The 26,702-nt window shown below is 68.0% G+C and carries 30 protein-coding genes and 1 riboswitch; of the genes, 21 read left to right on the top strand and 9 right to left on the bottom strand.

Annotated elements, in window-relative coordinates; translation table 11 throughout:
* The first annotated feature begins 51 nt into the window (after positions 1 to 51).
* From ACWEH3_RS08810 to ACWEH3_RS08750, 13 genes are all read left to right on the top strand, one after another.
* On the top strand, positions 52 to 999 hold the full coding sequence (locus ACWEH3_RS08810) for a DUF6779 domain-containing protein (protein ID WP_450018131.1): 948 nt from the start codon (positions 52 to 54) through the stop codon (positions 997 to 999).
* A 139-nt stretch (positions 1,000 to 1,138) separates the two neighbouring features.
* Positions 1,139 to 2,083 carry a Rossmann-like and DUF2520 domain-containing protein gene (locus ACWEH3_RS08805; RefSeq protein WP_450018133.1) on the top strand — a complete coding sequence of 315 codons (945 nt, stop codon included), beginning with the start codon at positions 1,139 to 1,141 and terminating at the stop codon, positions 2,081 to 2,083.
* A complete protein-coding gene (gene panC / locus ACWEH3_RS08800; protein WP_450018135.1) occupies positions 2,083 to 3,060 on the top strand; it encodes a pantoate--beta-alanine ligase in 978 nt (325 codons plus the stop codon). The genes ACWEH3_RS08805 and panC overlap by 1 nt, the downstream gene beginning before the upstream one ends.
* A gap of 13 nt (positions 3,061 to 3,073) precedes the next feature.
* The gene (panD, locus tag ACWEH3_RS08795; protein ID WP_355079144.1) at positions 3,074 to 3,493 is read left to right on the top strand and encodes an aspartate 1-decarboxylase; all 420 of its coding nucleotides are present in this window, start codon (positions 3,074 to 3,076) and stop codon (positions 3,491 to 3,493) included.
* Between the two features lie 16 nt (positions 3,494 to 3,509).
* Complete coding sequence (locus ACWEH3_RS08790) at positions 3,510 to 4,307, top strand: type III pantothenate kinase (RefSeq protein WP_450018137.1); 798 nt, start codon at positions 3,510 to 3,512, stop codon at positions 4,305 to 4,307.
* A gap of 181 nt (positions 4,308 to 4,488) precedes the next feature.
* On the top strand, positions 4,489 to 5,097 hold the full coding sequence (locus tag ACWEH3_RS08785) for a cysteine dioxygenase (protein ID WP_450018139.1): 609 nt from the start codon (positions 4,489 to 4,491) through the stop codon (positions 5,095 to 5,097).
* Positions 5,098 to 5,105: 8 nt separating this feature from the next.
* Complete coding sequence (locus ACWEH3_RS08780) at positions 5,106 to 5,528, top strand: rhodanese-like domain-containing protein (RefSeq protein WP_355079260.1); 423 nt, start codon at positions 5,106 to 5,108, stop codon at positions 5,526 to 5,528.
* 261 nt (positions 5,529 to 5,789) lie between these two features.
* A complete protein-coding gene (gene lysS / locus ACWEH3_RS08775) occupies positions 5,790 to 7,289 on the top strand; it encodes a lysine--tRNA ligase (RefSeq protein WP_355079258.1) in 1,500 nt (499 codons plus the stop codon).
* A 115-nt stretch (positions 7,290 to 7,404) separates the two neighbouring features.
* Positions 7,405 to 7,764 carry a histone-like nucleoid-structuring protein Lsr2 gene (locus ACWEH3_RS08770; protein ID WP_039794672.1) on the top strand — a complete coding sequence of 120 codons (360 nt, stop codon included), beginning with the start codon at positions 7,405 to 7,407 and terminating at the stop codon, positions 7,762 to 7,764.
* 229 nt (positions 7,765 to 7,993) lie between these two features.
* Positions 7,994 to 8,593 carry an FHA domain-containing protein gene (locus ACWEH3_RS08765; protein WP_355079137.1) on the top strand — a complete coding sequence of 200 codons (600 nt, stop codon included), beginning with the start codon at positions 7,994 to 7,996 and terminating at the stop codon, positions 8,591 to 8,593.
* Positions 8,594 to 8,725: 132 nt separating this feature from the next.
* Entirely contained in the window at positions 8,726 to 9,316 is a 591-nt protein-coding gene (locus tag ACWEH3_RS08760; RefSeq protein WP_450018142.1) for an anthrone oxygenase family protein, read from the top strand.
* Positions 9,317 to 9,403: 87 nt separating this feature from the next.
* Positions 9,404 to 10,345 carry an esterase/lipase family protein gene (locus ACWEH3_RS08755; protein ID WP_450018144.1) on the top strand — a complete coding sequence of 314 codons (942 nt, stop codon included), beginning with the start codon at positions 9,404 to 9,406 and terminating at the stop codon, positions 10,343 to 10,345.
* Positions 10,346 to 10,635: 290 nt separating this feature from the next.
* Entirely contained in the window at positions 10,636 to 13,191 is a 2,556-nt protein-coding gene (locus ACWEH3_RS08750; protein ID WP_450018146.1) for an ATP-dependent Clp protease ATP-binding subunit, read from the top strand.
* 74 nt (positions 13,192 to 13,265) lie between these two features.
* Here the strand turns inward: ACWEH3_RS08750 and ACWEH3_RS08745 are convergent, their stop codons facing one another.
* The 3 genes from ACWEH3_RS08745 to ACWEH3_RS08735 form a co-directional block, all read right to left on the bottom strand.
* A complete protein-coding gene (locus ACWEH3_RS08745) occupies positions 13,266 to 14,072 on the bottom strand; it encodes an LLM class flavin-dependent oxidoreductase (protein WP_450018148.1) in 807 nt (268 codons plus the stop codon).
* A gap of 524 nt (positions 14,073 to 14,596) precedes the next feature.
* A complete protein-coding gene (locus tag ACWEH3_RS08740; protein ID WP_450018150.1) occupies positions 14,597 to 15,298 on the bottom strand; it encodes a response regulator in 702 nt (233 codons plus the stop codon).
* Positions 15,299 to 15,446: 148 nt separating this feature from the next.
* Positions 15,447 to 16,904 (bottom strand): histidine kinase, encoded by a 1,458-nt coding sequence (locus tag ACWEH3_RS08735; protein ID WP_450018152.1) that lies wholly within the window; start codon positions 16,902 to 16,904, stop codon positions 15,447 to 15,449.
* Between the two features lie 228 nt (positions 16,905 to 17,132).
* Here ACWEH3_RS08735 and ACWEH3_RS08730 point away from each other — a divergent pair, with 228 nt between their 5' ends.
* Together ACWEH3_RS08730 and ACWEH3_RS08725 are read left to right on the top strand one after the other, a co-directional pair.
* On the top strand, positions 17,133 to 18,035 hold the full coding sequence (locus ACWEH3_RS08730; RefSeq protein WP_450018154.1) for an ABC transporter ATP-binding protein: 903 nt from the start codon (positions 17,133 to 17,135) through the stop codon (positions 18,033 to 18,035).
* On the top strand, positions 18,032 to 18,895 hold the full coding sequence (locus ACWEH3_RS08725) for an ABC transporter permease (protein ID WP_450018156.1): 864 nt from the start codon (positions 18,032 to 18,034) through the stop codon (positions 18,893 to 18,895). Before ACWEH3_RS08730 ends, ACWEH3_RS08725 begins: the two co-directional genes overlap by 4 nt.
* A gap of 22 nt (positions 18,896 to 18,917) precedes the next feature.
* On the opposite strand, the gene ACWEH3_RS08720 is transcribed toward ACWEH3_RS08725, so the two are convergent.
* Positions 18,918 to 19,529 carry a TetR/AcrR family transcriptional regulator gene (locus tag ACWEH3_RS08720; RefSeq protein ID WP_450018158.1) on the bottom strand — a complete coding sequence of 204 codons (612 nt, stop codon included), beginning with the start codon at positions 19,527 to 19,529 and terminating at the stop codon, positions 18,918 to 18,920.
* A 109-nt stretch (positions 19,530 to 19,638) separates the two neighbouring features.
* Here ACWEH3_RS08720 and ACWEH3_RS08715 point away from each other — a divergent pair, with 109 nt between their 5' ends.
* The 3 genes from ACWEH3_RS08715 (at position 19,639) to ACWEH3_RS08705 (ending at position 21,207) form a co-directional block, all read left to right on the top strand.
* Positions 19,639 to 20,286: an FMN-dependent NADH-azoreductase gene (locus ACWEH3_RS08715; protein WP_450018160.1), complete on the top strand. Its 648-nt coding sequence runs from the start codon at positions 19,639 to 19,641 to the stop codon at positions 20,284 to 20,286.
* A gap of 1 nt (position 20,287) precedes the next feature.
* Positions 20,288 to 20,608: a DMT family transporter gene (locus ACWEH3_RS08710; RefSeq protein ID WP_355081674.1), complete on the top strand. Its 321-nt coding sequence runs from the start codon at positions 20,288 to 20,290 to the stop codon at positions 20,606 to 20,608.
* A gap of 158 nt (positions 20,609 to 20,766) precedes the next feature.
* A complete protein-coding gene (locus tag ACWEH3_RS08705) occupies positions 20,767 to 21,207 on the top strand; it encodes an OsmC family peroxiredoxin (RefSeq protein ID WP_450018163.1) in 441 nt (146 codons plus the stop codon).
* Positions 21,208 to 21,268: 61 nt separating this feature from the next.
* On the opposite strand, the gene ACWEH3_RS08700 is transcribed toward ACWEH3_RS08705, so the two are convergent.
* The 4 genes from ACWEH3_RS08700 to mhuD all read right to left on the bottom strand — a co-directional run bounded on the left by ACWEH3_RS08700 (position 21,269) and on the right by mhuD (position 23,355).
* Positions 21,269 to 21,751, bottom strand: coding sequence for a hypothetical protein (locus tag ACWEH3_RS08700; protein WP_450018165.1), 483 nt, complete (start codon positions 21,749 to 21,751; stop codon positions 21,269 to 21,271).
* Positions 21,752 to 21,786: 35 nt separating this feature from the next.
* A complete protein-coding gene (locus ACWEH3_RS08695; protein ID WP_450018167.1) occupies positions 21,787 to 22,593 on the bottom strand; it encodes a CbtA family protein in 807 nt (268 codons plus the stop codon).
* Positions 22,584 to 22,778 (bottom strand): CbtB domain-containing protein, encoded by a 195-nt coding sequence (locus ACWEH3_RS08690; protein ID WP_039794710.1) that lies wholly within the window; start codon positions 22,776 to 22,778, stop codon positions 22,584 to 22,586. Before ACWEH3_RS08690 ends, ACWEH3_RS08695 begins: the two co-directional genes overlap by 10 nt.
* Before the next feature lie 30 nt (positions 22,779 to 22,808).
* Positions 22,809 to 22,960: riboswitch (cobalamin riboswitch) on the bottom strand.
* A gap of 80 nt (positions 22,961 to 23,040) precedes the next feature.
* Entirely contained in the window at positions 23,041 to 23,355 is a 315-nt protein-coding gene (gene mhuD / locus ACWEH3_RS08685) for a mycobilin-forming heme oxygenase MhuD (protein ID WP_355076719.1), read from the bottom strand.
* A gap of 58 nt (positions 23,356 to 23,413) precedes the next feature.
* Here mhuD and ACWEH3_RS08680 point away from each other — a divergent pair, with 58 nt between their 5' ends.
* Positions 23,414 to 24,160, top strand: a complete 747-nt coding sequence (locus ACWEH3_RS08680; RefSeq protein WP_450018170.1) for an alpha/beta fold hydrolase — start codon at positions 23,414 to 23,416, stop codon at positions 24,158 to 24,160.
* Positions 24,161 to 24,181: 21 nt separating this feature from the next.
* Here ACWEH3_RS08680 and ACWEH3_RS08675 read toward each other — a convergent pair whose 3' ends face one another.
* Positions 24,182 to 25,102: an A/G-specific adenine glycosylase gene (locus tag ACWEH3_RS08675; protein ID WP_450018172.1), complete on the bottom strand. Its 921-nt coding sequence runs from the start codon at positions 25,100 to 25,102 to the stop codon at positions 24,182 to 24,184.
* 88 nt (positions 25,103 to 25,190) lie between these two features.
* Here ACWEH3_RS08675 and ACWEH3_RS08670 point away from each other — a divergent pair, with 88 nt between their 5' ends.
* The gene (locus ACWEH3_RS08670; RefSeq protein WP_450018174.1) at positions 25,191 to 25,814 is read left to right on the top strand and encodes a carbonic anhydrase; all 624 of its coding nucleotides are present in this window, start codon (positions 25,191 to 25,193) and stop codon (positions 25,812 to 25,814) included.
* 124 nt (positions 25,815 to 25,938) lie between these two features.
* Complete coding sequence (locus tag ACWEH3_RS08665; RefSeq protein ID WP_450018176.1) at positions 25,939 to 26,586, top strand: hypothetical protein; 648 nt, start codon at positions 25,939 to 25,941, stop codon at positions 26,584 to 26,586.
* The last annotated feature ends 116 nt before the right edge of the window (positions 26,587 to 26,702 follow it).

Here is a 26,702-nt window from a genome sequence, read left to right as displayed (position 1 = left end):
CACAAAACCGGAATCTGGGCGTGGCCGAAGCAATTGGCTACCCTGGCTGGCATGGTTTCACCCTCCCGTAGCAGCACTTCCCGTGGACGGCGGGACGACGCGGGAAAATTATTCGTCGGCGTCCTGATCGTGCTCGGTCTGGTTGCCAGTGTTTTCCTGATCTTCAGCAACAGTGTCGAGTTCGTACGGGTAGGTCTGGTCGCGGCCCTGTGGGCCGCGGCGATCGGGGCTCTTGCTGCGACGAAGTACCGCAAAGAGGCGACGATCGACAAGGCGAAGGTCCGCGATCTGCAAACCGTCTACGCGTTGCAGCTGGAGCGTGAGGTCAGCGCGCGCCGCGAGTACGAGCTCGGCGTAGAGGCGCGGGTCCGCGAGGAGGTGGGCGCCGACGCGACCGAACTCGCGGCCTTGCGCGCGGAGCTCACCGTGCTGCGGCAGAGCCTGCAGCGGCTGTTCGACGGCGATCTGCCGATGGATCGCCCCGCGTTGCGCGCCGACGCGACCAGGATCCAGGAGCTGACCAGCTCCGGCACGGAACCGGGGAACAATAGCTCCGCGAATGCCGGGATGTGGTCGATGTTCGCCGACCAGCAACCACGTAGCAGTATGACGCCGATCTTCGAGCCCGACCATCCCGAGCCACCGGTGTTCGCCAGCCCCTTCGATGATCCGGTCACCGCGGAGACCGCGGTCGTCTCCCTCGACGACGCCGACCAGGCCGACGCGGAGCGGGCGCGCTACGCCGGGCCGCGCGGCTGGGCCGACGCCTTCACCGAGACGGTGGACGAGGAGCCGCTGGACGAGCCACCCACCCAGCCCGCCGCACGGCCCCAGCCGACGCCGGAACCGGCCCCTCGGCCGGCCTCGGCGCCCGCCATGGGCACGCCGAGCGCGCGCAGGCGCCGCCGGGCGGAAAGCGACGACGAGACGCCGTCACGTCGTCTCTCGGTCGCGGAGATCATGGCCAACCTGCAATCCGAGGAGCGCGACCGCCGGTGAGCGGCCCGGGGCCCGGCCCGGTACTGCGGCCTAGATCACGCGGACACCCCGTGGCGGCGGCGAAGCACCTGTAGATATCCTCGTGGCGTACCGTCCGGTACCCGCATGGCGGGACTGGAACGACATCGAGAGGACAACGTTGACCTCGAGAAGCGTGAATTCCGACAACGCTGCTTCGGGCCACGACCCCGCGCCCGCACGCCTGACGGTGGGAATCGTCTCGGCGGGACGCGTGGGCTCGGCATTGGGCGTCGCACTCGAGCGCGCCGGACACGTCGTGTTCGGCGTCTGCGCGATCTCCGACGCGTCGGTGCGGCGTGCCCGGACCCGGCTGCCCGATTCGGAGATCCTGCCGATCGAACAGGTGGCCGCCCGCAGCGAGCTGCTGTTGCTGGCCGTGCCCGACGCCGAGCTTCCCGGCCTCGTTCGCGGTCTGGCCGGTGCGGAAGTCGTCCGTCCTGGCACCATCGTCGCCCACACGTCCGGCGCGAACGGCGTCGGCGTACTCGCGCCCCTGGCCGAGATCGGCGCGCTTCCGCTGGCCATCCACCCGGCCATGACCTTCACCGGACACGACGAGGACGTGAACCGCCTCGGCAACGCGTGCTTCGGCATCACCGCCGCCGATGAGGTCGGCTACGCCATCGCGCAGTCGCTGGTGATCGAGATGGGCGGCGAGCCGGTCCGGGTGCCGGAGGAGAACCGGCCGCTGTACCACGCCGCGCTCGCGCACGGGAGCAATCACCTGGTCACGGTGATCGTCGACGCGGTGGCCGCGTTGCGCGCCGCCCTGGCCGGCCCCGGCCTGATGGGCCAGCAGCTGGTCGACGAGCAGCCCAACGGCCTGGCCGAGCGCCTGCTCGCGCCCCTGGCATCGGCGGCGCTGGACAACGCGTTGCGGCGCGGCCAGTCCGCGCTGACCGGCCCGGTTGCCCGTGGTGACGCGGACGCGGTGGCCGCGCATCTGACCGCGCTGGCGTCGGTCGACGCCAAGCTGGCTGAGGCGTATCGCGCACTGTCGCTACGCACGGCGGAACGCGCGGGCACCGCCCCCGCCGTCATCGAACTGCTGGAAGGACGCTGATGTTGGACCCGAAACTGCGCGGCGCCTACCGGCCCGGTGCACTGACCGTGCACCACGATCCCGCAGTGCTCGGCGCGGTGTCCGCCGCGCTGCGCGGCGTCGGCCGTACCGTCGCGCTGGTGCCGACCATGGGTGCGCTGCACGAGGGGCACCTGGAGATCGTGCGGCTGGCCAAGCGGACCAACCAGGTGGTCATCGTCTCGGTCTTCGTCAACCCGTTGCAGTTCGGGGTGAACGAAGACCTGGACAAGTACCCGCGCACGCTGGACGCCGACGTCGAGCTGTTGCGCGCGGAGGGTGTCGAGCTGGTGTTCGCGCCCAGCGTGTCCGACATGTATCCGGACGGCCCGCGGACCACGGTGCAGCCAGGCCCGCTCGGCGCGGAGCTGGAAGGGGCGAGCCGCCCGACCCATTTCGCGGGCATGTTCACCGTGGTCGCCAAGCTCCTGCAGATCGCGCGGCCGACCGAGGCGTTCTTCGGCGAGAAGGACTACCAGCAGCTCACGTTGATCCGGCAGATGGTTCGCGATCTGAACTTCGACGTGAAGATCACGCCGGTGGTCACCGTCCGTGAGGCCGACGGCTTGGCCATGTCCTCACGCAATCGCTACCTCGACCCCGTGCAGCGCGAATCGGCGCTCGCCTTGTCGGCCGCCCTGTCGGCGGGCAAGCACGCGGGCGGACTCGGCGGCGACGCGGTGCTCGCGGCCGCCCGTCAGGTGCTCGACGCCGTGCCCGGCGTGGACGTCGACTACCTGGAATTGCGCTCGGCCACCCTGGGCCCCGCCCCGGCCGCGGGCAACGCCAGATTGCTGATCGCGGCCCGGGTGGGCACTACCCGGCTCATCGACAACATCGCCGTCACGCTCGGCGCTCCGATCGATGGCCATCCCAACGTCTCCGGTTCGCGGCCCGCCGCGGACCCCCGGTCCGTTCCGGCGGTGTCGAATCCCGCCCCGTTTCCTCCCGCGAACTAGAAAGGTCGACGCAATGCTGCGCACCATGATGAAGTCGAAGATCCACCGTGCCACCGTGACGCACGCCGACCTGCACTACGTCGGCTCGGTCACCGTGGACCAGGATCTGCTCGACGCCGCCGATCTGCTGGAAGGCGAGCAGGTCTGCATCGTCGACATCGACAACGGCGCCCGCCTGGAGACCTACGTGATCGCCGGTGAGCGGGGTTCGGGGGTGATCGGAATCAACGGCGCCGCCGCCCACCTGGTGCATCCCGGCGACCTCGTCATCCTGATCGCCTACGGCCAGCTGAACGAGCAGGAACTGAAGGAGTACGACCCCAAGGTGGTCTTCGTCGACGAGCGCAACCGCCCGGTCGAGCTCGGTTCGGACCCGGCGCACGCACCGGAGGGCTCGGGCCTGACCTCGCCGCGCTCGCTGTCGTTCGTCTGAACAGCGGCGACCGGACATGTTGCTGACCATCGATGTCCGCAATACGAGTATCGAACTCGGCTTGTTCTCCGGTTCCGGAGCGCATTCGAAACTGGTGCGCCACTGGCGTATCCACACCAATCCGTTGCTGACCGCCGACGAATTCGCCATGCAGGTGCGCGGGTTGGTCGGCGCGCAACTGGACGAGGTGATCGGCGTCTCGGCGCTTTCGACGGTGCCGCCCGTGCTGCGCGAACTGCGCGGCATGCTCGGCCAATACTGGGCACACGTTCCGCACGTGTTGGTGGAACCCGGTGTGCGCACTGGGATTCCGCTGCTGGTGGACAATCCGAAAGAAGTCGGCGCCGACCGCATCGTCAATTGCCTGGCCGCCTACCAGCGGTATTCCGGGCCCGCGATCGTCGTCGATTTCGGCACGGCGATCTGCGTCGATCTGGTGTCGCAGAAGGGCGAGTTTCTTGGCGGGATCATCGCACCCGGTGTGGAGATCTCCACGGAAGCCCTGGTAGAACGCAGTGCGCTGCGGCGGGCGGAGTTGACCAGGCCACGGTCGGTGCTGGGGAAGAACAGCATGGAATGCATGCAGTCCGGCGCGGTATTCGGTTTCGCCGGGCTGGTCGACGGCCTGATCGATCGGATTCGCGACGAGTTCGACGCCTTCGCCGGCGACGATGTCGCGGTGGTGGCGACCGGCGCGACCGCGCCGCTGATCGTCCCGGAATCGGAAACGATCGACGACCACGATCCGCATCTCACGTTGACCGGCCTGCGGCTCGTATACGAACGCAACCAGCGGCGCAAGGGAAATGTCTGATATGCGCGGTGTTGGATTCGTCGCAGGCCAGGGACTTGTCGACACCGCATCGCATGCTGTTAAACTCCCTCTCGTGACTTTCATCGTGAGCACCCAGGAGTGTTGTCGAGGCTGACGTGCCTCGACCGATCGAGGCTGAGTTCCCGCCCTCGACCGTTACCTTCCTCCTGGAGATTCGCTCATGCGTTCTTCTGTTCTTTCCCTTTCTTCCGCGCGTACGGCGCTGTCGGCTACTCCGCCGGTGGAACGCTCGGTGGCACCCGCTCTGCCCACTCGGCTGCGCCCGGCCGATCTGCTGCGGCTGACCGACGAGGGCGCCGAGGACGTGCTCGCCGGTCGCTATGACCATCTGCTTCCCGCTGATGGGAAATGGCCGCACGACGAGCGCTGGGCGACCAGGCTGCTCGCCGACGACGAGGTCGACGTCTGGCTGATCAGCTGGACGCCGGGCAAGTCGACCGAGCTGCACGACCACGCCGGGTCGCTCGGCGCGCTCACCGTGCTCAGCGGCGCGTTATCCGAATACCGTTGGAACGGAACGGAATTACGTTTCCGTACGCTGGCGGCGGGTGACCAGGCCTCGTTCCCGATCGGCTGGGTGCACGACGTCATGCGGGCGCCCGCCGACGTGCCCGGCGCCGTCGAATCCGCGGGCCCGCTCGATCCGACGCTCAGCGTGCACGCCTATTCCCCGCCGCTCACCGCCATGTCGTATTACGAGGTGACCGGCCACGGCACCCTGCGGCGCACCCGAACCGTCCTCACCGACCAGCCCGAAGGTGACATGTGATGACCCGTTTGACCATCGATCAGATGCTCGAGAACGCACGGGCACAACTCGACCGGATCTATGCCTTCGAATTGCCGGAAGCCATCGAGCGGGGCGCCATTCTGGTGGATATCCGGCCGCAGGCGCAACGCGGACGCGAGGGCACCTTGCCCGGCGCCTTGGTGATCGAGCGCAATGTCCTGGAATGGCGGCTGGACCCCACCAGTTCGGCCCGCTTGGCGCTGGCCGCCGATCACGACGTGGAATGGATCGTCGTCTGCTCCGAGGGCTATACCTCCAGCTTGGCCGCCGCCGCCCTGCAGCAACTCGGGCTGCACCGGGCGACCGATCTGGTGGGCGGCTACCAGGCGTTGAAGGCGGCGGGGCTGTTGAACGTCGCCGTCGGGGCGTCGCACTTCGTGCGTGAGGCCGAGGCGCTCGCCTCGCTGTAATTTCCCGCCAACACTTCCATCTCGAAATAGCCGGGCGCGCAGGTGTTTTCGCACACACTATGATGCGCACCGGCTATTTCGCGTCTCCGGGACACGGACCGGGACGTCCCGGGCGGTGCGCCGCATCGATACCGTTTCGTTACTCCGGGTCGGAGTCCGGGCGGCGCGCAAAACGATTTCCGGTGCACGCTAGGGTTGTTCGATGTGAGCACCCCGAACTCTGCCTCTTCGACCGCATCGACATCGGATTCGCGGCCCGCTGTGGCGCCCGCCGCCGACGATGCCCCGGAGCAGATACGGATTCGCCGGGAGAAGCGGGAGCGGCTGCTCGCGGCCGGTGGCGAGGCGTATCCCGTCGTCGTGCCGCGTACGCATACCCTGGCGGAAATTCGGGCCGCATATCCGGACCTGGCCGCCGACACCTCCACGGGACAAGAGGTGGGCGTCGCCGGGCGTGTCATATTCCTTCGTAATACCGGCAAGTTGTGTTTCGCGACACTGCAGGAAGGCGACGGCACCAAGCTGCAGGCGATGATCAGTCTGAACGGGGTCGGCGCGGACGCGCTTGCCGCCTGGAAGGCGGACGTCGACCTCGGTGACTTCGTTTTCGTGCACGGTGAGGTCATCTCTTCGCGAACCGGGGAACTGAGCGTCATGGCCGATTCCTGGTTCATGGCGGCGAAGGCCCTGCGGCCGCTGCCGGTGGCGCACAAGGAGATGAACGAGGAGTCGCGGGTCCGGCAGCGTTATGTCGACTTGATCGTGCGCCCTGAGGCCAGGGAGATGGCCCGTACCCGCATCGCCGTGGTGCGCGCGCTGCGCAACGCGCTCGAGCGCAGAGGCTTTCTCGAGGTGGAGACGCCGATGCTGCAGACGCTGCACGGCGGCGCTGCGGCCCGGCCGTTCGTCACCCATTCCAATGCCCTCGATATGGACCTCTTCCTGCGCATCGCACCCGAGTTGTTCCTGAAGCGCTGCGTGGTCGGCGGCTTGGAGCGGGTCTTCGAGATCAACCGGAACTTCCGCAACGAGGGCGCGGACTCCACGCATTCCCCAGAGTTCGCGATGCTGGAGACGTACCAGGCTTACGGCACCTATGACGACTCGGCGGTGATGACCCGGGAATTGGTGCAGGAAGTGGCGCAGGAGGCGTTCGGCACGCAGGTGGTGACCCTGGCCGACGGCACCGAATACGATCTCCGTGGCGAGTGGGCCACCGTCGAGATGTACCCGTCGCTGTCCGATGCGCTGGGTGTGCAGGTCACTCCCGAAACATCGGTCGCCGAATTGCGCGCACTCGCGGATCGGGTCGGTCTGGAAATTCCGGAGGGCAAGGGCTACGGTCACGGGAAACTCGTCGAGGAACTTTGGGAACACCAGTATGGTGACAAGCTGTACGCACCGACTTTCGTGCGCGACTTCCCGGTGGAGACATCCCCGTTGACCAGGCAGCATCGCAGCACCGCCGGCGTCACGGAGAAGTGGGACCTCTATGTGCGCGGCTTCGAGTTGGCCACGGGCTATTCGGAGTTGGTCGACCCGGTGATCCAGCGGGAGCGGTTCGTCGACCAGGCCAGGTTGGCCGCGCAGGGCGACGACGAGGCGATGGTGCTGGACGAGGACTTCCTCGCCGCGATGGAGCACGGCATGCCGCCGACGACCGGAACGGGTATGGGAATCGATCGGTTGTTGATGGCGTTGACCGGTTTGGGAATCCGAGAAACGATACTGTTCCCAATTGTGCGTCCGGTCACCAGGTGACCACTGGATTGCAAAGCAGCGGCTCCGTCTTGGAATTTCCGGAATTCGAGGTATTCTTGCCTCGGGTAATCGGCCTAGTATGCGGGTCGCACGATTTCGAGAGGACGTTCATCTCATGGCAAAGAAGGTCACCGTTAGCCTGATCGACGATGTCGACGGTGAGTCCATCGCAGACGAGACCATCGAGTTTGCGATCGACGGTGTGTCGTACGAGATCGACCTGTCGTCGGCAAATGCGGCGAAGCTGCGCGACGGTTTGGAGGAGTGGGTTTCGAATGCGCGCCGGGTCAGCGGCCGGCGCCGGGTCAAGGCCGCCGCGGCCGCAACGGGCACTCCGAAGAGCCGGGTCTCGATCGATCGGGAACAAAGCGCCGCAATTCGTGAGTGGGCGCGCCGTAATGGACACAAGGTGTCCGCGCGGGGCCGCATCTCCGCCGACATCACCGACGCGTACAACAAGGCCGCGAAGGGATAGTTCTTTTTCCGGCCGCCGTCCCGGCGAATCGTGCGACGTCGGGACGGCGGTCTTGTTTGTGATAGGGCTTCGATATAGCAGCGAGACCGGATCGCACGGTGGCCCGTCACGGCGGATGAATCGATCTTGCTCGTGGTACCCGGAAGCGGCACCATGGAAACGTGCGAAGGTCACTGGCGGTATGGAGAGGTGAGGTATCGGCGCAGTGACAGGATTCGTCGGATCATTCTTGCGGTTCACCGATGACGCCGGTCGGCAGCAGGAGCTCACGCTCACGCCCGACCGCGGCCGCGTCACCATCGGCCGCTCCCCGCATGCCGATCTCGCCCTGAGCTGGGACGCCGAGGTGTCCCGGCTGCACGCGGCGGTCGAATACCTGGGTGCGCACTGGACCATCGTGGACGACGGCCTCTCCCGCAACGGCACTTTCGTCAACGGGGACCGGCTGGTCGGCCGCCGCAGACTGATGGCGGGCGACGTCATCCGGGTCGGTACGTCTCGGGTGTCCTTTCACGACTTCGGCGGCGTGTCCGACGACATCACCCGTACCTCCACCGGCTCGATACCCACCGCGCGGTCGCTCACCGAAACGCAGCGCTCGGTCCTGGTCGCGCTGTGCCGCCCGTACAAGCACGGCGCGGGTTTCGCCACTCCCGCCTCGAATCAGCAGATCGCCGAGGAGTTGTTCCTCAGCGTCGACGCGATCAAGACCCATCTACGCGCGTTGTTCGCCAAGTTCGGGGTGGAGGATCTGCCGCAGAACCAGAAGCGGGTGCGGCTGGCTGGACTGGCCATGCAGAGTGGGCTCATTTCCGATCGGGACCTGTGAGACGTCCACCGTAGACGCTCGCTCATCCGATCGAGCTTCTCGACCATGGAGAGTCGCGGCGGCGACGGCTTGACTCGGAGACAAGTGACCGGGGCGATGGCTCCGGCCGGTTTCCGAAGCAGGAGGAAAGTCATGACCGCCACACGTCTCGCCGCACTGGTGCTCGCCACACTGGCTACGGGCCTGGTCGCGGGCCTTTTCTACGCGTACGCCAATTCGGTGATGCCCGCGCTGGCCCGCACCGACGATCGCGCGATGATCGACGCGATGCAGAAGATCAACGTGGTGATCATCAATCCCTGGTTCATGATCGGCTTCCTCGGCACGGTGGGGTTCACCATCCTGGCCGCGGCGCTGCATCTGGGACGTGAGCACCGGAGCACGCTGATCTGGATCGGCCTGGCTCTGGTGCTCAACGTGATCGCCTTCGCGGTGACCTCCGGGCTGAATGTTCCGCTCAACGACCAACTGGCCGCCGCGGGCGACCCGGCGTCGATCGCCGACCCGGCGGCGGTGCGCGCCGATTTCGAATCCGCCTGGGTGCGTTGGAACATCGTGCGCGGCGTCTTCCACACGCTGGCCTTCCTGGTGCTGTGCGGTGCGCTGTTCGTCGCGGGAATCCAGCAGGGGAAGGCATCCGCCGCTGCGGCGCCGGGCCGGACTACCGCAGGCGAGTACACGGCGCCGTACCCGTCCGGCGCGTCGGCCTTCGGTCAGAGCTAGTTTCCGCAACGACCCGCCGGAATCTGCGCCGTCTGGGCCACTCCGTGCGGTAGCTTCCCCGAAGACGATCCGGACCGGGAGGCTATCGTGCGGCGTGTCCCAGGCTTTTCGTTGTTCATCGTTCTGCTCGCCGCGGTGTGCGCCACCGCGGGCGCTGCGCACGCGCAGGAGCGATATCCGGTCGAGTTCAACTTCTTCGCGGGCATTCCCGCCGAACTGTCCAATCCGGGTGGTTCGCTGCCCGGCACCAACGACTGGTCCTGCCGGCCGAACTCCGAGCATCCGAACCCCGTGGTCCTCGTGCACGGCACGGGCGGTGGCGCACAGACGAACTGGGGCGTGTACGCGCCGCTGCTGGCCAACGAGGGCTACTGCGTGTACTCGGCCACGTTCGGCGCCTACGACCTGCCGTGGCCCGCGTCGGCCATCGGTGGCATGCTCCCGATCGAGCAGAGCGCGGCTCAGCTCGCCGCCTTCGTAGACCGGGTGCGCGCCGCGACCGGTGCGCACAAGGTCGACCTCGTCGGCCATTCCCAGGGCAACTTCATCGGCAACTACTTCGTCAAACGGCTCGCTGGCGCGGGCAAGGTGGACAAGATGGTCGGTCTGGCCCCGCCGTGGCAAGGCTCGAACGCGTACGGCATGGCGGACCTGAACGCGTTCGGCACACGCCTCGGCCTCGGTCCGCTGTTCGACGCCGTGGCCGGATCGCCGTGCAATGCCTGCAGGCAGGTGTTGCAAGGGTCGGAGTTCGTGCGCGAGCTCAACGCGGACGGCGTCTACCACCCCGACGTGACCTACACCAATATCGCGACCCAGCTGGACGAACTGGTGGTGCCGTATACCTCCGGCTTGGTCACCGGCCCCCATGTGACCAACATCGTGGTTCAGGACGGCTGCGCGACGGACTACTCTGGGCATACGGGCATAGCGGGCAGCAAGAGGGCCGCGACCTACGTGCTCAACGCGCTCGATCCCGCTCATCAACGCCCGGTGCCCTGCGGTTTCGTCGACCCGTACACGGGGTAGGCGGCCGAGGTCGTACGTGTGCGGCGCAGATCCGGTCGGCGGACGGTTTGTTCGCTGAGGGCAAAACCCGGCCGGAAACGAATCCCGCGACGCCCACGTTATGAGTGAATGACCGTGCTGTCGCCGGTCGGCAATAGGGTGGACCGGCGGCGGTGGCATCCCCCGCCAACTAGAGTGGAGGCGGGGGCCGCAACCCCCGGGCTTCATGGCAGGCTGACGCCCACGGTTGTTGTACACAGCACACTGCGGCGTCTGTTGCCAGAATGTCGGAGCAGGAGAGTGAGGGAGCGATGTTCGAGAGGTTCACCGACCGCGCGAGGCGTGTCGTTGTCCTGGCCCAGGAAGAGGCCCGGATGCTCAACCACAACTACATCGGCACCGAGCACATCCTGCTGGGGCTGATTCACGAGGGTGAGGGCGTCGCGGCCAAGTCGCTGGAGTCGCTCGGCATTTCGCTGGAAGGCGTGCGTAGCCAGGTGGAGGAGATCATCGGCCAGGGCCAGCAGGCCCCGTCCGGTCATATCCCGTTCACCCCGCGCGCCAAGAAGGTGCTGGAGCTGAGCCTTCGCGAAGCGCTGCAGCTCGGCCACAACTACATCGGCACGGAGCACATCCTGCTCGGCCTCATCCGTGAGGGCGAGGGCGTGGCGGCGCAGGTGCTGGTGAAGCTGGGCGCCGATCTCAACCGTGTGCGCCAGCAGGTCATCCAGTTGCTGTCGGGATATCAGGGCAAGGAGCCGGTCGAATCCGGTTCGCGCGGCGAGGCGGGCACACCGTCTACCTCGCTCGTGCTCGACCAGTTCGGTCGCAACCTGACCCAGGCCGCGCTCGAGGGCAAACTCGATCCGGTCATCGGCCGCTCGAAAGAGATCGAGCGGGTCATGCAGGTGCTCAGCCGCCGTACCAAGAACAACCCGGTGCTGATCGGCGAGCCCGGCGTCGGCAAGACCGCCGTCGTCGAGGGGCTCGCGCAGGCCATCGTCAACGGCGAGGTCCCCGAGACGCTGAAGGACAAGCAGCTCTACACCCTCGACCTGGGCTCCCTGGTCGCGGGCAGCCGCTACCGCGGTGACTTCGAAGAGCGCCTGAAGAAGGTGCTCAAGGAGATCAACACCCGCGGCGACATCATCCTGTTCATCGACGAGCTGCACACGCTGGTCGGTGCGGGTGCCGCCGAGGGCGCCATCGACGCGGCCTCGATCCTGAAGCCGAAGCTGGCCCGCGGCGAGCTGCAGACCATCGGCGCGACCACCCTCGACGAGTACCGCAAGTACATCGAGAAGGACGCCGCCCTGGAGCGCCGGTTCCAGCCGGTGCAGGTGGGCGAGCCGACCGTCGAGCACACCATCAACATCCTCAAGGGTCTGCGCGACCGCTACGAGGCGCACCACCGGGTCTCCATCACCGACGGCGCGTTGGTGGCCGCCGCCACCCTGGCCGACCGCTACATCAACGACCGGTTCCTGCCGGACAAGGCGATCGACCTGATCGACGAGGCGGGCGCGCGGATGCGCATCCGTCGCATGACCGCTCCGCCGGACCTGCGCGAGTTCGACGACAAGATCGCCGAGGCGCGCCGGGAGAAGGAGTCCGCGATCGACGCGCAGGACTTCGAGAAGGCCGCGCGGCTGCGCGACAAGGAGAAGCAGCTCGTCGCCAAGCGGGCAGAGCGAGAGAAGCAGTGGCGTTCGGGTGATCTGGACGTCGTGGCCGAGGTCGACGACGAGCAGATCGCCGAGGTGCTGGCGAACTGGACCGGTATTCCGGTGTTCAAGCTCACCGAGGAGGAGACTACCCGTCTGCTCCGTATGGAAGACGAGCTGCACAAGCGGATCATCGGCCAGGAGGACGCGGTCAAGGCCGTCTCCAAGGCCATTCGCCGCACCCGTGCCGGCCTGAAGGATCCGAAGCGTCCGTCCGGCTCGTTCATCTTCGCCGGCCCGTCCGGCGTCGGTAAGACCGAGCTGTCCAAGGCGCTGGCGAACTTCCTGTTCGGCGACGACGACGCGCTCATCCAGATCGACATGGGCGAGTTCCACGACCGCTTCACCGCTTCGCGGCTGTTCGGTGCCCCTCCGGGCTACGTCGGCTACGAAGAGGGCGGCCAGCTCACCGAGAAGGTGCGCCGCAAGCCGTTCTCGGTCGTGCTGTTCGACGAGATCGAGAAGGCCCACCAGGAGATCTACAACACCCTGTTGCAGGTCCTGGAGGATGGCCGCCTGACCGATGGCCAGGGCCGTACCGTGGACTTCAAGAACACGGTGCTGATCTTCACCTCGAACCTCGGCACCTCGGACATCTCGAAGGCCGTTGGTCTCGGCTTCACCCAGTCGAACAACGAGGGCTCGAACTACGAGCGGATGAAGCTCAAGGTCAACGACGAGCTGAAGAAGCACTTCCGGCCGGAGTTCCTCAACCGCATCGACGACGTGATCGTCTTCCACCAGCTCACCAACGAGCAGATCGTCGAGATGGTGGACCTGATGATCGGCCGCGTCGCCACGCAGCTGAAGAACAAGGACATGGCGATCGAGCTCACCCCGAACGCCAAGAACCTGTTGGCCAAGCGTGGCTTCGATCCCGTGCTCGGTGCCCGGCCGCTGCGCCGCACCATCCAGCGCGAGATCGAGGACCAGCTGTCGGAGAAGATTCTCTTCGGCGAGATCGGTCCGGGCCAGACCATCGAGGTCGACGTCGAGGGCTGGGACGGCGAGGGCTCCGGCGAAGACGCCAAGTTCACCTTCACCGGTAAGGCGAAGCTGACCAAGGCCGCGGGCGAGGAGAAGCCCGAAGTCGTGCTCACCGGCGCGACGGAAGGCTCCACCGAAGCTGCCTCGGGCGAGTAAGTCACCGCCGAAAAAGCCCGTGCCCACCTGTGGGCACGGGCTTTTTCGTATGCGGTGTCGCTCGCTGCGCCGGGTCAGCAATCGTGGTCGGCGAAGTAGGCGAGGATCGGTGCGAAGTCAGCGGCGAGTTCGCCGGGCACGATCACCTCGTCGATGCCGTACTTTTCCCGGCGTCGGTCGAGGATCTCGGCGGCGGCGGCCGGTTCCGCGGGAATCATGCCCGCCGCGCCCGCGTCCGCGAGGGCGGCGGCGGTCAGGCCGAGCTTCGTCGCGGTCCAGATCGGTAGCCGCTGCCCGATGCCGACCACCTGATGGGTGAAGCGCAGGGTGCGGTCGGTACCGTCCCGGGCGGTGCGGACCAGCTCGGCCAGCTCCGTCTCGGTGGCCGCGGGCGCAGCGGCCAGCAGGATGCGGTCGGCGAATTCCGCCGCCGTCGCCAGCATTCTGGGTCCGTTGGCGGCGACCACGACCGGTGGGGTGGGGTTCACTCCAGCCCGCACGGCGGCGATGGTGGCGACCAGCTGTGCGCGCCGTCGCGCGGGCGAACCCCAGGACGTGCCGAGCCACTGTGCTTCGGCGGCGGCGTCCGGGCGTCCCGAGCCGATTCCGAGTTCGAAACGCCCGTCCGACAGCAGCTGCAATGCCGCGGTCTCCCTGACCGTGGCGGCCGGTGTGCGCAGCGGTGCGGCGAGGACGTTCGGGCGCAGCCGAATGGTGGTGGTGACGGCGGCCGCCGCGGCGAGGGCCGGAAACGGCGAGGGGGTGAACCGGGTGTCCGGCAGCAGTATGGTCCGGTAGCCCTGTTGTTCGACGGCGGCTGCCTCGCGCGCCCAGTCCGCTCCCGAACGCGGAGTGAGAACTATGCCGAAGGTCATGCTCATGGTGGGATCAAAACTCACGGCCTCGGGTCGAGTGAAAATATTCATGACGAAAGACTGCGCCGAAGGGCATGCCGGGGGCATCGGTCGCGCGTCGGCACTCGTAATACGCCTGGATACGTACGTCCGGAGTGCGAAGGCTCTGCCCGCGGTGATTTACCAGTTATTTGCTAATCGGCATCAGACCGGACGAATTAATGTTCGCTGAGAAATTGCTATCGGCTGATATCGGGAGAAGTCGGACCGTGCCGCACTGCGCTGGCGCCGCGCGAGGAGGAAGAATCTCGGACTGGGCTGCGGCTGTGCCTGGTCCTGGCCGTAGTCGCGCGCCGAAGAACGCGCAAGAAGGGTCGGGACGCTCATTCTGCCGGATGGTCCGACCGCGAATCCCGGAATTCGGCGCGGGTTTGCCACTGACTGGTCGCCGTCCTGCCGTCTTTATTCGGATGATGGGCGCCGGGGTCGTTTGATTCCGGTTCCATGGCAGTGCGGCGAAGCGGTCCGGCCCCTGGGCAACGATCGGCGGCTCACTGCCAGCCGGGGCGGACCAGTCCGGATTCGTAAGCCATGACCACCAGTTGGGTGCGGTCTCTGGCGTGCAGTTTGGTGAGAATGCGGCTGACATGGGTACGGGCGGTCGCCGGGCTCATGTAGAGCCGTTCGCCGATCTCGGCGTTGGTGAGACCCTCGGCGACCAGCGTCATCACCTCGCGTTCGCGATCGGTGAGCTCGGCGAGCGTGGCCGTCGGCGGCGTTTTCGCGCGTGTGGAGAATTCCGCGATCAGCGTGCGGGTCACGCCGGGGGACAGCAGTGCGTCGCCGGCGGCGACCACCCGGACGGCACGAACCAGATCGGACGGTTCGGTGTGCTTCACCAGGAACCCGGTCGCGCCGGAGCGCATCGCCTCGAAGACGTACTCGTCGAGTTCGAAGGTGGTCAGCACGACCACGCGCACCTCGGCCAGCAGGGGGTCCTCGGCGATCACGCGAGTGGCGGCCAAGCCGTCCAGGATGGGCATGCGGATGTCCATCAGCACCACATCGGGACGCAGGTCGCGGGTCATGCGCACGGCCTGCTCCCCGTTGTCCGCCTCGCCGACCACTTCGATGCCGTCCTGGGCATCCAGCAACGCCACGAACCCGCCGCGCACCAACGCCTGGTCGTCGGCCACCAGCACCCGGATGCGGGATGGAGCGCGTGCCGGGACCGGATCGTGGTGGTCGTGCATCGGATCTCCTCTGCCGTGGGCTGACGATCGCGTCAGCGCTGCGCGCGACCGGCCGAGGTGCTCGGTCGTCCGGTCGTATCGGCGGGTCGGTCCGGTGTGGCACGCGACTCGCTCTCGCTCGGGCCGGTGGCGCTCGACGTGCCCGTGGTCATCGAGTGCGATTCCCGGCAGCCTTCGCGGAACTCTGATCGGGCGCGTCCGATGTCGTGCCGCTCTGCTCGGTTCTTCTCGCGGCCGCGTCGCCGCGGCTCGGCGTGCTCGTCGCCACGGTGTATTGGTCCGGAGCTTGCGCTACCGCGTTGTTCCGGTCCGCTTCTGCCGCCCCGGCGCCTCGGTTCGGCACTCCCGGTGACGCCGTGGCCGCGCCGGGTTCGGGTGTTCGCGTGGGCAGCCGGGCCGCGACCCGGAACCCGCCGCTGGGGCGCGGGCCCGCGGTGAGGGCGCCGCCGAGGGCGTGCGTGCGCTCGCGCATGCCGATGATGCCGTTGCCGCCGCCGTTCCCGGAGCGCGACGGGGCACTGGCCGGGCGGCTGTTGTCGACGGTGATGTCGACCGAGTCCGGGGTGTAGCGCACGGTCACCGTTGCGTCGGCGCCGGGTGCGTGCCGGAGCACGTTGGTCAGCGACTCCTGGATGATTCGCGCCGCTGCCACGTCGATGACGCTGGGCAATTGCTGCGGGGTGCCGAGCACTCGCGTGGTGACGGTCAGTCCGGTGCTGCGCGGGCGCTGCAACAGGTCGTCCAAATCGCCGATGCTCGGCGCGGGGGTACGCGGGGCAGGCGGCGGCTCGGCCTCGGTCGTCCGGCCGGTCTCCTCGGGATTCGCCTCGGCTGTGGGCGATTGCTCGCTGGGCGCCGCGGGTGCGCTTCCGGACCGAATCGTGTGCAGGAGCGCGTGCACCTCGGCGAGGGCGTCGCGACTGGCGTTCTTGATCGCCGTGAGCGCCGTCTCCGCCTGCTCCGGGCGCTTGTCGAGCAGTTCCAGCGCCACCGAGGACTGCACGTTGATCATCGACAGACTGTGCGCCAGCACGTCGTGCAGCTCGCGGGCGATGGCGAGCCGCTCTTCGCTGGCCCGCCGCTCACGCTGCGCTTCCTCGTCCCGGCGCGCGGCCTCGGCGCGCTGCCCGCGCGCGACGAGCACGGCCTTGCGCTGCCGGATGCCCTCGGCCACCAGCAGCAGCACGGCCAGCCATGCCATCAGCGCGAACACCTGCCACAGGTTCGCGGGGCGGTCGAGCAGTGCCGGCAGCGGCCAGACCAGCGCCAGGTAACCGAGCGGGACGAGCGGATAAGTCCACCACCGTGATCCGCTGCTCGCGGCGGTCAAGAAGGCGACGACCAACGAGACGAAGATCGGGCCGTATCCGTAGCCGCGCAGAAGGTACGCCAGGCACACGGCGAGCACGACGATCAGCACGGGCAGCGGTTGCGCGCGCCGCCGGATCAGCGCCACCGGGCCGGCCAGCAAGAGCAGGTAACCGAGCGCGTCGAGGGAGTGCACCCCGGTCTGCCGCATGTTCGCGAAAGTGCCTCCGACCAACTGAACCGCGGCGACGACGAGCGCGACGCCCCAATCCCAGCCGACCGAACTCCGATCTGTCATCCCTGCCACCCGCACCCACGTAGCCTATGCGGCTCGGTCGTGATTCGACGTCCGCCTGGAAACGTATTTCGCGGAGATTGCACCGATTCGGGGGTTCGCAGACCATGGAAGCTGCTCCGCACCAGCTGATCCGTTACGGCCACGGATCGATCCGTCGTTCCAGTTACGTATGCGGATCGTCGCCCGGCGACGGATGTCCGCAGGGGGTCGGCGGCGGATTCTCGGTGCATGGCAGATTCGATCGTGGTCACCCGAGGGCTGGCCAAACGCTACGGGGAGCACACCGCTGTCGACGACGTGAGCATGAGCGTCGCGTACGGCGAGATCTATGGCTTCCTCGGCCCGAACGGTGCGGGCAAGACCACCACCCTGCGGATGCTGGCCGGGCTGATCCGTCCGAGCGAGGGTACGGCCACCGTCGCGGGGCATCGGCCCGGCGATCCAGCGGTGGTGCGCCGGATCGGCGTGCTCATCGAGGGTCCCGGGTTCTATCCCTACCTTTCCGGCCGGGACAACCTGCGCGTGCTCGCCGGATATCGCGGGCTCGGGCGCCCCGAGGTGGAGGACGCGCTCGAGCGAGTCGGGCTGGCGGCCCGTGCCGAGGACAAGTACCGGACCTACTCGCTGGGCATGAAACAGCGCCTCGGCGTGGGCGCGGCATTGCTGGGCAACCCCGACCTGCTCATCCTGGACGAGCCGACCAACGGCCTCGACCCCGCCGGTATGGCCGAAATGCGGGAGCTGATCACCGCTTTGGCCGCCGAGGGACGCACGGTGCTGCTGTCGAGTCACATGCTCAGCGAAGTCCAGGCGATCTGTGACCGGGTCGGCGTGATCTCGCAGGGCAGGCTGCGCACCGAAGCGACGGTCGCGCAGTTGCGCGGCAACTCGTCGCTGGTGGTGCGGGCCGAGCCGGTGGAGGTGGCCCTGCCCGCGGTGCGCGAGCTGGTGGGTGACCGTTCGGCGCTGTTGACCGCGAGCGGCATCCGGATCGAGTCGGACACCGTCACCGCGCCCGCGGTGGCGCGTGCGGTCGTGGCGGCGGGCGCGGACCTCCTGGAGCTGCGGGTCGAGGAGAAGTCCCTGGAAGAAGTGTTCTTCGAGATGACGCGATGGGAGGCGGCGCGATGAACGGCATGGCGATCCGGGACCTGATCGCGAGCACGAATGCCGAGATGCTGCGGCTGCGAAAGTGGCCGGCATTCTGGATCGTTCTCGGAACGTGGATTCTGCTGAACCTCACGTTCGCGTATCTGTTCAACTATCTGGCCTACACCTCCGGAGAATCGAGCCGGATGTCCAACGGGCTGCCGCGCGAGGCATTGCTGCAACAGATGCTGCCCGCGGCGGTTCCCGAAGTATTCACCCAAGGCATGGCCATGTTCGGCGGGGCGCTGATGCTCATCCTCGGCGCGCTGACCGTGGGCAGCGGATACGGCTGGGGAACCTGGAAAACCGTTTACACCCAAGGGCCTTCGCGCGTGCACGCGGTCGCCGCGGTGGTGTTGAATCTCGGGACCGTGGTGGTGGCGCTGGTGTGTGCGGCATTCGTCGTCGACATCGCGGTCGCCGCGCTGATCGCGGCGTCCCAGTCGCAGGCGCTCACCATGCCCGCACTGGATCGGTCGCTGCTCGGAATTTCCACCGGCGTAGCCATTCTCGGTATGTGGACGTTGGCGGGGGCGCTGATCGGCGCGCTCGCCCGTGGGCCCGCGCTCGCGGTGGGGCTCGGCCTGGTCTGGGTGCTGGTGGTGGAGAACCTGTTGCGCGGCGTAGCCGGGATCTTCGCGGCGATCGAGGTGGTCACCGATCATCTGCCGGGCACGGCGGCCGGGTCGCTGGCCGGAGCGATGCGCACCGTGGACGGTCCCGCCACGCCCGGTGTGCTGCGGATTCTTTCGCGGACGGAATCGCTGGTCGTGCTGGCCGTCTACTCGGTGCTGTTCGCGGTCGGCACGATTTGGCTGATGCGCAGACGCGATCTGGTGTGAGCGAGGAGGGGTATCCGGGGAATCACCCTGGAGCGAGAACGGTTTCGGCGATCATTCGCAGCGCGTGGGCGATCTGTCCGGAGGTCAAGCCGCGCTCACGTTGTTGCCGGTAGACCTCCGCTGCCAGCGGCGCGAGCAGCGGGTCGACCAATGCGTCCGGTTCCCGCATGCCCGCCGCGACCAGCAGTCCTCGTACATGCGCGTACCAGAAGCCGTAAGCACCGGTCGTGAAGCGTGCGCCGCCGATCTCGGCGCCCAGCACCAGATGCGCGTGCGTATCGAGCAATTCGACCATCGCGGCGTAGAACGCGGCCAGCCGCTGTGCGGGGGGAGCTCCGGGGCCGAGCGGCGGAGGACCGGAGAGCAGTTTCTCTTGCAGCGCTCGCTCGTGTTCGTCCAACAGGGCCACCGCCACCGAGTTGGTGTCCGGATAACGGCGGTAGAGGGTGCCTCGGCCGACGCCGGCAGCCTTCGCGATGTCGTCCATCGTCACCGTGCGGGGATCCCGGGCGGCGAACAACTCCGCGGCGGCGGCGAGCACTTTGGCCCGGTTGCGTGCGGCGTCCGCGCGTTCCGGCGGGGTCGCCGACCGGTCCGGCCCGTGACCGGCGAGCAGGTCGGATCGGGGTTCCATGCCCCCGACTGTAGCCGATTCGGCAATAAGTGGACAATCTGTCCATATTGGTCGTATCGTCGATCTCGGAAGGAATCGGACGCTTTGTCCACTTAATCGGAGGTTGGTCATGAGAACCTTGTTGCATCTGGATGCCAGCGCCCGGCGACGGTCGATCAGCCGGGAACTGAGCGCCGCTTTCGCGGACGCGTGGCGCGCACGGCACCCGGACGGCGGCTACCACTACCGTGACCTGGCGGCCGAGCCGGTGCCGTTCATCGGGGAGGGGTGGACTCAGCTGTGCGACGCTGTGCTCACCCTGCCGAACACGGATGCCGAACGTATCGGTGAATTGGTGCGCACTCCCGAACATGCCGCCGCGTGGGAGATCGTCGAGCCCCTGCTGACCGAGTTGCTTGCGGCGGATGTGATCCTGATCGGCACCCCGATGTACAACTACTCGATTCCGGCTTCGCTCAAGGCCTGGCTGGACCAGGTGACATTTCCGCGAATGTCGCTCGGCCACCGGAAGTTCGTCGTGACCAGCGCACGCGGCGGCGCCTACTCGCCCGGCGCTCCGAAAGCGGCCTACGACTATCAGGAGCGCTTCCTGCGTGACTTCTTCGCGGGCCATTTCGCGGTTTCCGACACCGTTTTCGTGCACGCGGAGCTAGCCAATTCCCGCCAGGACCCAGCGCTGGCACACCTGCGTGCCGAGCACGACACGTCCTACGCCCGCGCTCTGGCCGCCGCGCGCGCTCTGGCCGGGGAGCACTGACGTGAACTGGGTAGTCCTCGCCGCCGCCGGAGTGGTGGAAATCGTCTGGTCGCAGAGCATCAAACCGACCGAGAACTTCACCAGGCTCGTCCCGACCCTGATCTGCTTCGTTCTCGGCGTCACCGCCGTGTATCTGCTGTCGCGCGCCATGCAGACGTTGCCGGTGGGTACCGCCTACGCCGTGTTCACCGGCATCGGCGCGCTCGGCGCGATCACCCTCGGCATCGTCGTCCACAAGGACCCGCTCGGTGCGGGGCGCTTGCTGGCCTTGGCGTTGATCCTCGGCGGCATAGTGCTGGCGAGGATCACGAATCCGGAGTAGAACTCCGCGCGGATCCGTTTGGCGCGCCGCTGCTTTACCGCGCGGCGCGGGTGCGCGGGGCGTCGGTCGAACCCGATCGGCGAACAGGTGGGCCGGGACGAATCGGCCGGGGTAGGTTCGTGCTGAATCGTGAAACGATCATCGGCGAAAGGACCGTGATGCCCACACGTACCGCGCGTACCGCCTGGACCGGCACCCTGCAGGAGGGTTCGGGCCAGGTCGAACTGGCCAGTTCGGGGGTCGGTAAGTACGACGTGTCGTTCCCCAAGCGCTCCGCCGAGGAGGCCGACGGCACCACCAGCCCGGAGGAACTCATCGCGGCCGCGCACTCCTCGTGCTACGCGATGGCGCTGTCGGCGCAGATCGGCAACGCGGGCGGCTCCCCGGACAGCCTGGACGTCACCGCCGACGTGACCCTCGGCCCCGATCCGGCGGGCGGCTTTCGGATCACCGGTATCAAGCTGACCGTTCGCGGTCGCGTCTCCGGCATCGACGCCGACGCCTTCCAGGCCGCCGCCGAGGCCGCCAAGGCGGGCTGCCCCGTCAGCAAGGCCCTCGCCGGCGTCGACCACATCACCCTCGACGCTGCCCTCGCGTAGTCCGCGCAGGCTTCGTGCCCCGTACCGTGACAGGTGCGGGGCACGAAACTGCCGGGCGCGGTCAGCGTTTGCGGAAGTAGCGCCGGGCGTGGCGGGTGTAGAGAGCCGGGATGGCGATCAGCACGGCTGTGACGTGCACGGTGCGGAACGTCGCGAGCAGCAAGGACTCGGGTGCGGCGTCCCGGACCAGATCGCGCAATTGGTTCGCGGACATGGCCGCGGCCAGCGGCTCGATGATCAGGGACAGCAGGCCGAACACGCCGATGCCGACGGTGATCAGCAGGCGGGCCCAGCGGTCACCATAGGTCATGCGCACCGCGACGGCCAGCACCAGAAGGTAGAGCGCTGCGCGGAACCCCAACCCCATCGCGAGGCTTGCCGCGTCGGCAGTCGAGAACGCGCGGACGGCTCGCGTGATCGCCTCGGCGCCACCCGCGACCAACGCGACGACCAGAGCGACGAACGCGACGCCGAGGGCGCGCGGCGGTCCACCCGGGTGGACACGCGGCGAAGCGGGCCGGACGGAAAAGGCAGTGCCGGTCATGGGACCGACACTGCCTCAATGTTTCCGGACGCGAATCACTCCCCGGTAGCGGCAGCTACCGGTACCCGGGTATCGGTACGCGTCGCGAACTCGGTGAGCGCCGCGAAACCGAGAGCAAGGCAGGCCCACAGGGTCGCGGTCTCGGCCAGCGACGCCACCCGGAACTGCCACAGCAGGGTGGCCGGGAAATCCGCGCTCACCTCGTTCACGCCGGGCAGCAGGACGTAGCCGAGTGTGGTGACCAGTACGAACGCGGCGACGCCACCGATCAGCCGGAAGGTGGGCAGTTGCGCGCGCAGCGCGGTGAACGCCGCCACCGCCGCACCGACCGCCACGATGCCGAGCACGACGGCCGCCACCCACAGCAGGGTGCGTTCGTTGATGGTGTCCGGGTCGCCCACCGCCGGTGGGTTGGCCGGGTACTTGAAGAAAGGCACCGCGACGATCGCGGCCCAACCGGCCAGACCGAGCGTCAGCGCGAGCCGCGGCCCGGACAGCGTGGTGTGGCGCCGCGCGAAATGCGCGACCGAGGCGTAGATGGCGCCGAGAGCGAGACCGGCCAACCCCAGGGCGAGAAACTGTCCGAACTTCTGGCCGCCGCGGCTCACCAGCGGTTCTTCCTCGTCACCGTGGGAATGGCCGCCAGGAGATTCGGCGTGGTCGCCGTGAGAGTGCCCATCAGGGGCTCCGGCGTGTTCGCTGTGCGCTTCCTCGATGGCGATGGCCGCTTCCACCTTGGGTTCGCCGACGAAATAACCGACTGTGGCGGCCAGCAGTCCGGCGATCAGACCGGCCAGCAGGCCGCGCAACAGCAGTGTTCGGAGCGAACCGATCAGTGGCACGGAAGCCCCAGCAGGTGGCGTCCGTCGTGCATCAGCTCGTGCAGGTACATCCCGCTGCGCGAGATGACGCCCTGGTCGAAACCGACCAGGTACAGCGTGAGCAGTGCGAGAAGAACGACACCGACCGTGACGAGCACGGTGGCCAGGGAATCGGTTGCCCGGCTGGGTGAATGCGCGATGGCCATTCGAGTCCTCCTTGGGATACGCGTCCCGTAGGGTGGTGGCGCGACGGTGCCGGTGTCTGGCTTTCCGGCACCGGACTCGGTGCGTGGAACACAGTGGCGCGACCGCTCCGGATTCGCACCGGAATTACCGCGTCACCCTCGCGTTTGTCCTTCGAACTGTGACACCCGCACACCCTCGGCGTCAACCGGGTCCGGCACGGGCGTACCACGGCGTCGGGCGAGTCGCCGGGCAGGCGGGCCTGCCCGGCGGTGAGCCCCGGACTCAGTCGGCGGGCTTCGCGTCCACGTCGAGCACGACCTCGAACTCGAGCAGCGAAGCACCCGTCGAGACCGGCTTCTGGCGCTCGCCCGCGTGCGCCTCGCGCGCAGGTCCGTCCCGCCAGGCCGCGAAGGACTCTTCCGAATCCCATTGGGTGACCACGAAATACCGCTTCTCTCCGGCCACCGGGCGCAGCAACTGGAAGCCGAGGAAGCCGGGGGAGTTCTCGACCGCGTGCGCACGGTGGGCGAACCGCTTCTCCAGCTCGGGGCCCGCGCCCTCGGGAACCTCGATCGCGTTGATCTTCACAACAGCCATGTGTCCAAGCTAGCGGCTGATGCCGAGCAGATGCTCGGTGCCTCGTATTGTCGAACCGATGTTGCACGACGAAGGCGGAGCAGGCGCGCCGATCCTGCTGTTGCACGGACTGATGGGCAGCGCGCGCACCTGGCGCGACCAGCTGGACTGGCTGCGCGAGCACGGCCACGTCTACACCTTCGACGCCGCCGGGCACGGCAGGCCCGCGCCCGAGGAACTGACGACCGAGGCCTTCATCGCGGACCTCGCCGCAGGCACCGCCGCGATCGAGGAACCAATGGTGGTGATCGGACATTCGATGGGTGCGCTGCACGGCTGGGTGTTCGCGGCGACTCACCCCGACCGGGTGCGGGCGCTGGTGATCGAGGACATCGCGCCGGATTTCACCGGCCGCACCGCGACGCACTGGGCGGCGATGATCGAGGCATGGCCGCAGCCGTTCCCTGACGACGAAGCCGTGCTGGCCTTCTTCGGGCCGGTCGCCGGGCGATATTTCCTGAACTCTTTCGAACGCGGGCCGGAGGGATACCGGCTGCACGGCTCGGTCACCACTTTCCGCGATATCTCCGAGGAGTGGGGGACGCGGGATTTCTGGCAGCACTGGCATGCGGTGCGGGTGCCCGCCCTGCTGCTGGAGGGCGAGCACAGCATCACACCGCCGGAGCAGATGCGGCAGATGGCCGCCGCCCATCCGGACGCCGACTATGTCTTGGTGCCCGGCGCGGGACACCTCGTGCACGACGACCAGCCGGAGCGCTACCGAGCGGAGGTCGAGCGCTTCCTGCGGCGGGTACTGGGCAGCTAGGGCAGGAATCCATCTCGGCGTTCAGCTGTCGGCCCCGGGAGTCCCGCCCTCGCCCGCCAGTGCGAACAACCCGCCGGGTGTCTGTTCGATCAGTCCGTCCACCAGCAGCGAGTCCAACGCGCGGTCGCGCTGGCCCGGGTCGCGAGTCCAGGCCAGATCCAGGCGCACCCGCTCCACCGGACCGCTCGCGGCCCGCAGCACGTCCAACAGCCGACCGCGCGCCTGGCGGTCGGTGCCCTCGTACTTCTGCGTGCGGCGGACCACTTCGCTCACCGGCCGCCCGGCGGTGACCCACGCGCAGCTCGGCAGCGGACAGCGCGAGCAATCGGGGGTGCGGGCGGTGCACACGGTCGCACCCAGTTCCATGAGGGCGGCGGAGAACACCGCGGCGCGATCGATCCGCAGCGGCAGCAGCGCCTCGGTCTCGGGGAGATCGCGCGACGACGGGTTGCCCGCTTCCGCGCGCCCGTGCACCGCCCTGGCAACCACCCGGCGGACGTTCGTGTCCACCACCGGAACGCGTTGTCCGTAGGCGAAACAGGCGACGGCGCGCGCGGTGTACGCGCCGATGCCCGGTAACCCGAGCAGTACCTCCACGTCGGCGGGCACCTCGTCGCCGTGCTCGCTCGCCAGCACCCTCGCGCACTCGTGCAGCCGCAGCGCACGGCGCGGGTACCCGAGCTTGCCCCAGGCACGCAGCACTTCCGCCTGCGACGAGGCGGCCATCGCCGAAGGGACCGGCCAGCGCGCCACCCATTCCCGCCAGATCGGCTCGACCCGGACCACGGGCGTTTGCTGAAGCATGATCTCGCTCATCAGGATCTGCCACGCGGTGACGCCGGGGCGGCGCCACGGCAGATCGCGCGCGGTCTCCTCGTACCAGTTCAGCAACGTGTCGGCGTCGATGCCGTTCGGTGCGCCGTTCCGCACTGTCCTCACCATCCCCGTACTACTGCCGCCAGGCGGTATTTGCCCGCCTGTAACCGGCCGAACTCGCTGGTAACCGTCACCGTCCTGCACAATGGTCGGTATGCCGGATTCCAACCCGATCAGTGCCTGGAAGTCCCTGCGCGAAGGCAACGAGCGCTTCGTCAGCGGTGCGCTGCTGCATCCTAGCCAGGGCGCCGCAGACCGGGCCAAACTCGTCAGCGGCCAGCACCCGCACGCGATCCTGTTCGGTTGCGGTGACTCCAGGGTCGCCGCCGAGTTGATCTTCGACCAGGGCCTCGGCGACATGTTCGTGGTGCGTACCGCGGGCCATGTGGTCGACAGTTCGGTGCTCGGCTCGATCGAGTACGGGGTGCAGGTGCTCAACGTGCCGCTCATCGTAGTGCTCGGGCACGACAGCTGCGGAGCCGTGAAGGCCACCATCGACGCGCTCGACGGCGGCGAGGTGCCAGGCGGATTCATCCGCAGCGTGGTTGAGCGGGTCACGCCGTCCATTCTGGTCGGGCGGCGCGAAGGCCTGTCCACCGTCGACGAGATGGAGGCCAGGCACGTGGTGGAGACCAGCCGCCTGCTCATGCAGCGGTCGATGATCATCTCGCAGCGGGTCGCGACCGGTGAGTGCGCCATCGCCTGCGTCACCTACAAGCTGGCCGAGGGCAAAGTGCAGTTGCAACGGGTTGTTGGCAACATCGGCGAGGTGGTCTGAGGCCGCGGCGCGCCCGCCATCGGCCCAGCGTGCCGGCGGAATGTACTCGTCGCCCGTGGGTGCGGGCGGCCGACACGCCGTGCCCCTGAGACGATGCGCCCGATGGTGCCCTTACCGTTGAGGCGTGCTGGAACCGAATGGACCGCTGCCACCGGAGATCTACTGGCGTCGACGCGTGTTCGCCATCGGGATCCTCGTGGTGGCCCTGGCGCTGGTGATCTGGGTCGTGCTCGCGGTCGCGCGCGGCGGCGACTCGCCCGGTGACACCGCGGCCGCCGGGACCAGTTCGGTCGTGACCAAGTCCGCCGACGCGGCGGCCAAGCCGTCGGGCGAGTCCGGCGCGCCGAAGTCCTCCGCGGCGGCCACCAGCGTCGCGGCAGGCCCGTGCCCGGACCAATCTCTGGCGATCAAGGTGACCGTCGAGCAGCCCACCTACAAGACCGGCGAGCAGCCGGTGTTCGGGATCGTCATCACCAACATCTCGGCGGTGGCCTGCACTCGCGATATGGGTTCCGGCCTGCAACAGGTGTCGGTGCACACGCTCGACGGCCAGCGGCGCCTGTGGTCGAGCACCGACTGCTACCCGGACGGCCAGCCCGACGTCCGCACGATGAGCCGCGGCGAGCAGGCCGCGTTCACGGTGACCTGGTCGGGCACCACATCCCAGCCCAACTGCGCGGGCGAACGCGTCCAAGTCCCACCGGGTGCGTACAGCGTGGTCGCGCAATTGGGCTCGGTACGCAGCACGGCCGAGCCGTTCAACATCGCTTGAGCTGGGTTTGATTCGCCGCGCCTTCGCGCGGCGTGTTCGCGGCCCTCTTATGGCTCGCGAGCCGGGCCGCGAACGGAACAGGCTCGGTCTCGCTTCGCTCGAAAGGCGTGGTCGGG

Source organism: Nocardia sp. NPDC004718, assembly GCF_053601535.1.
Note: the sequence above shows the minus strand (reverse complement) of the source record. Positions and strands in the feature narration are given on the sequence as shown.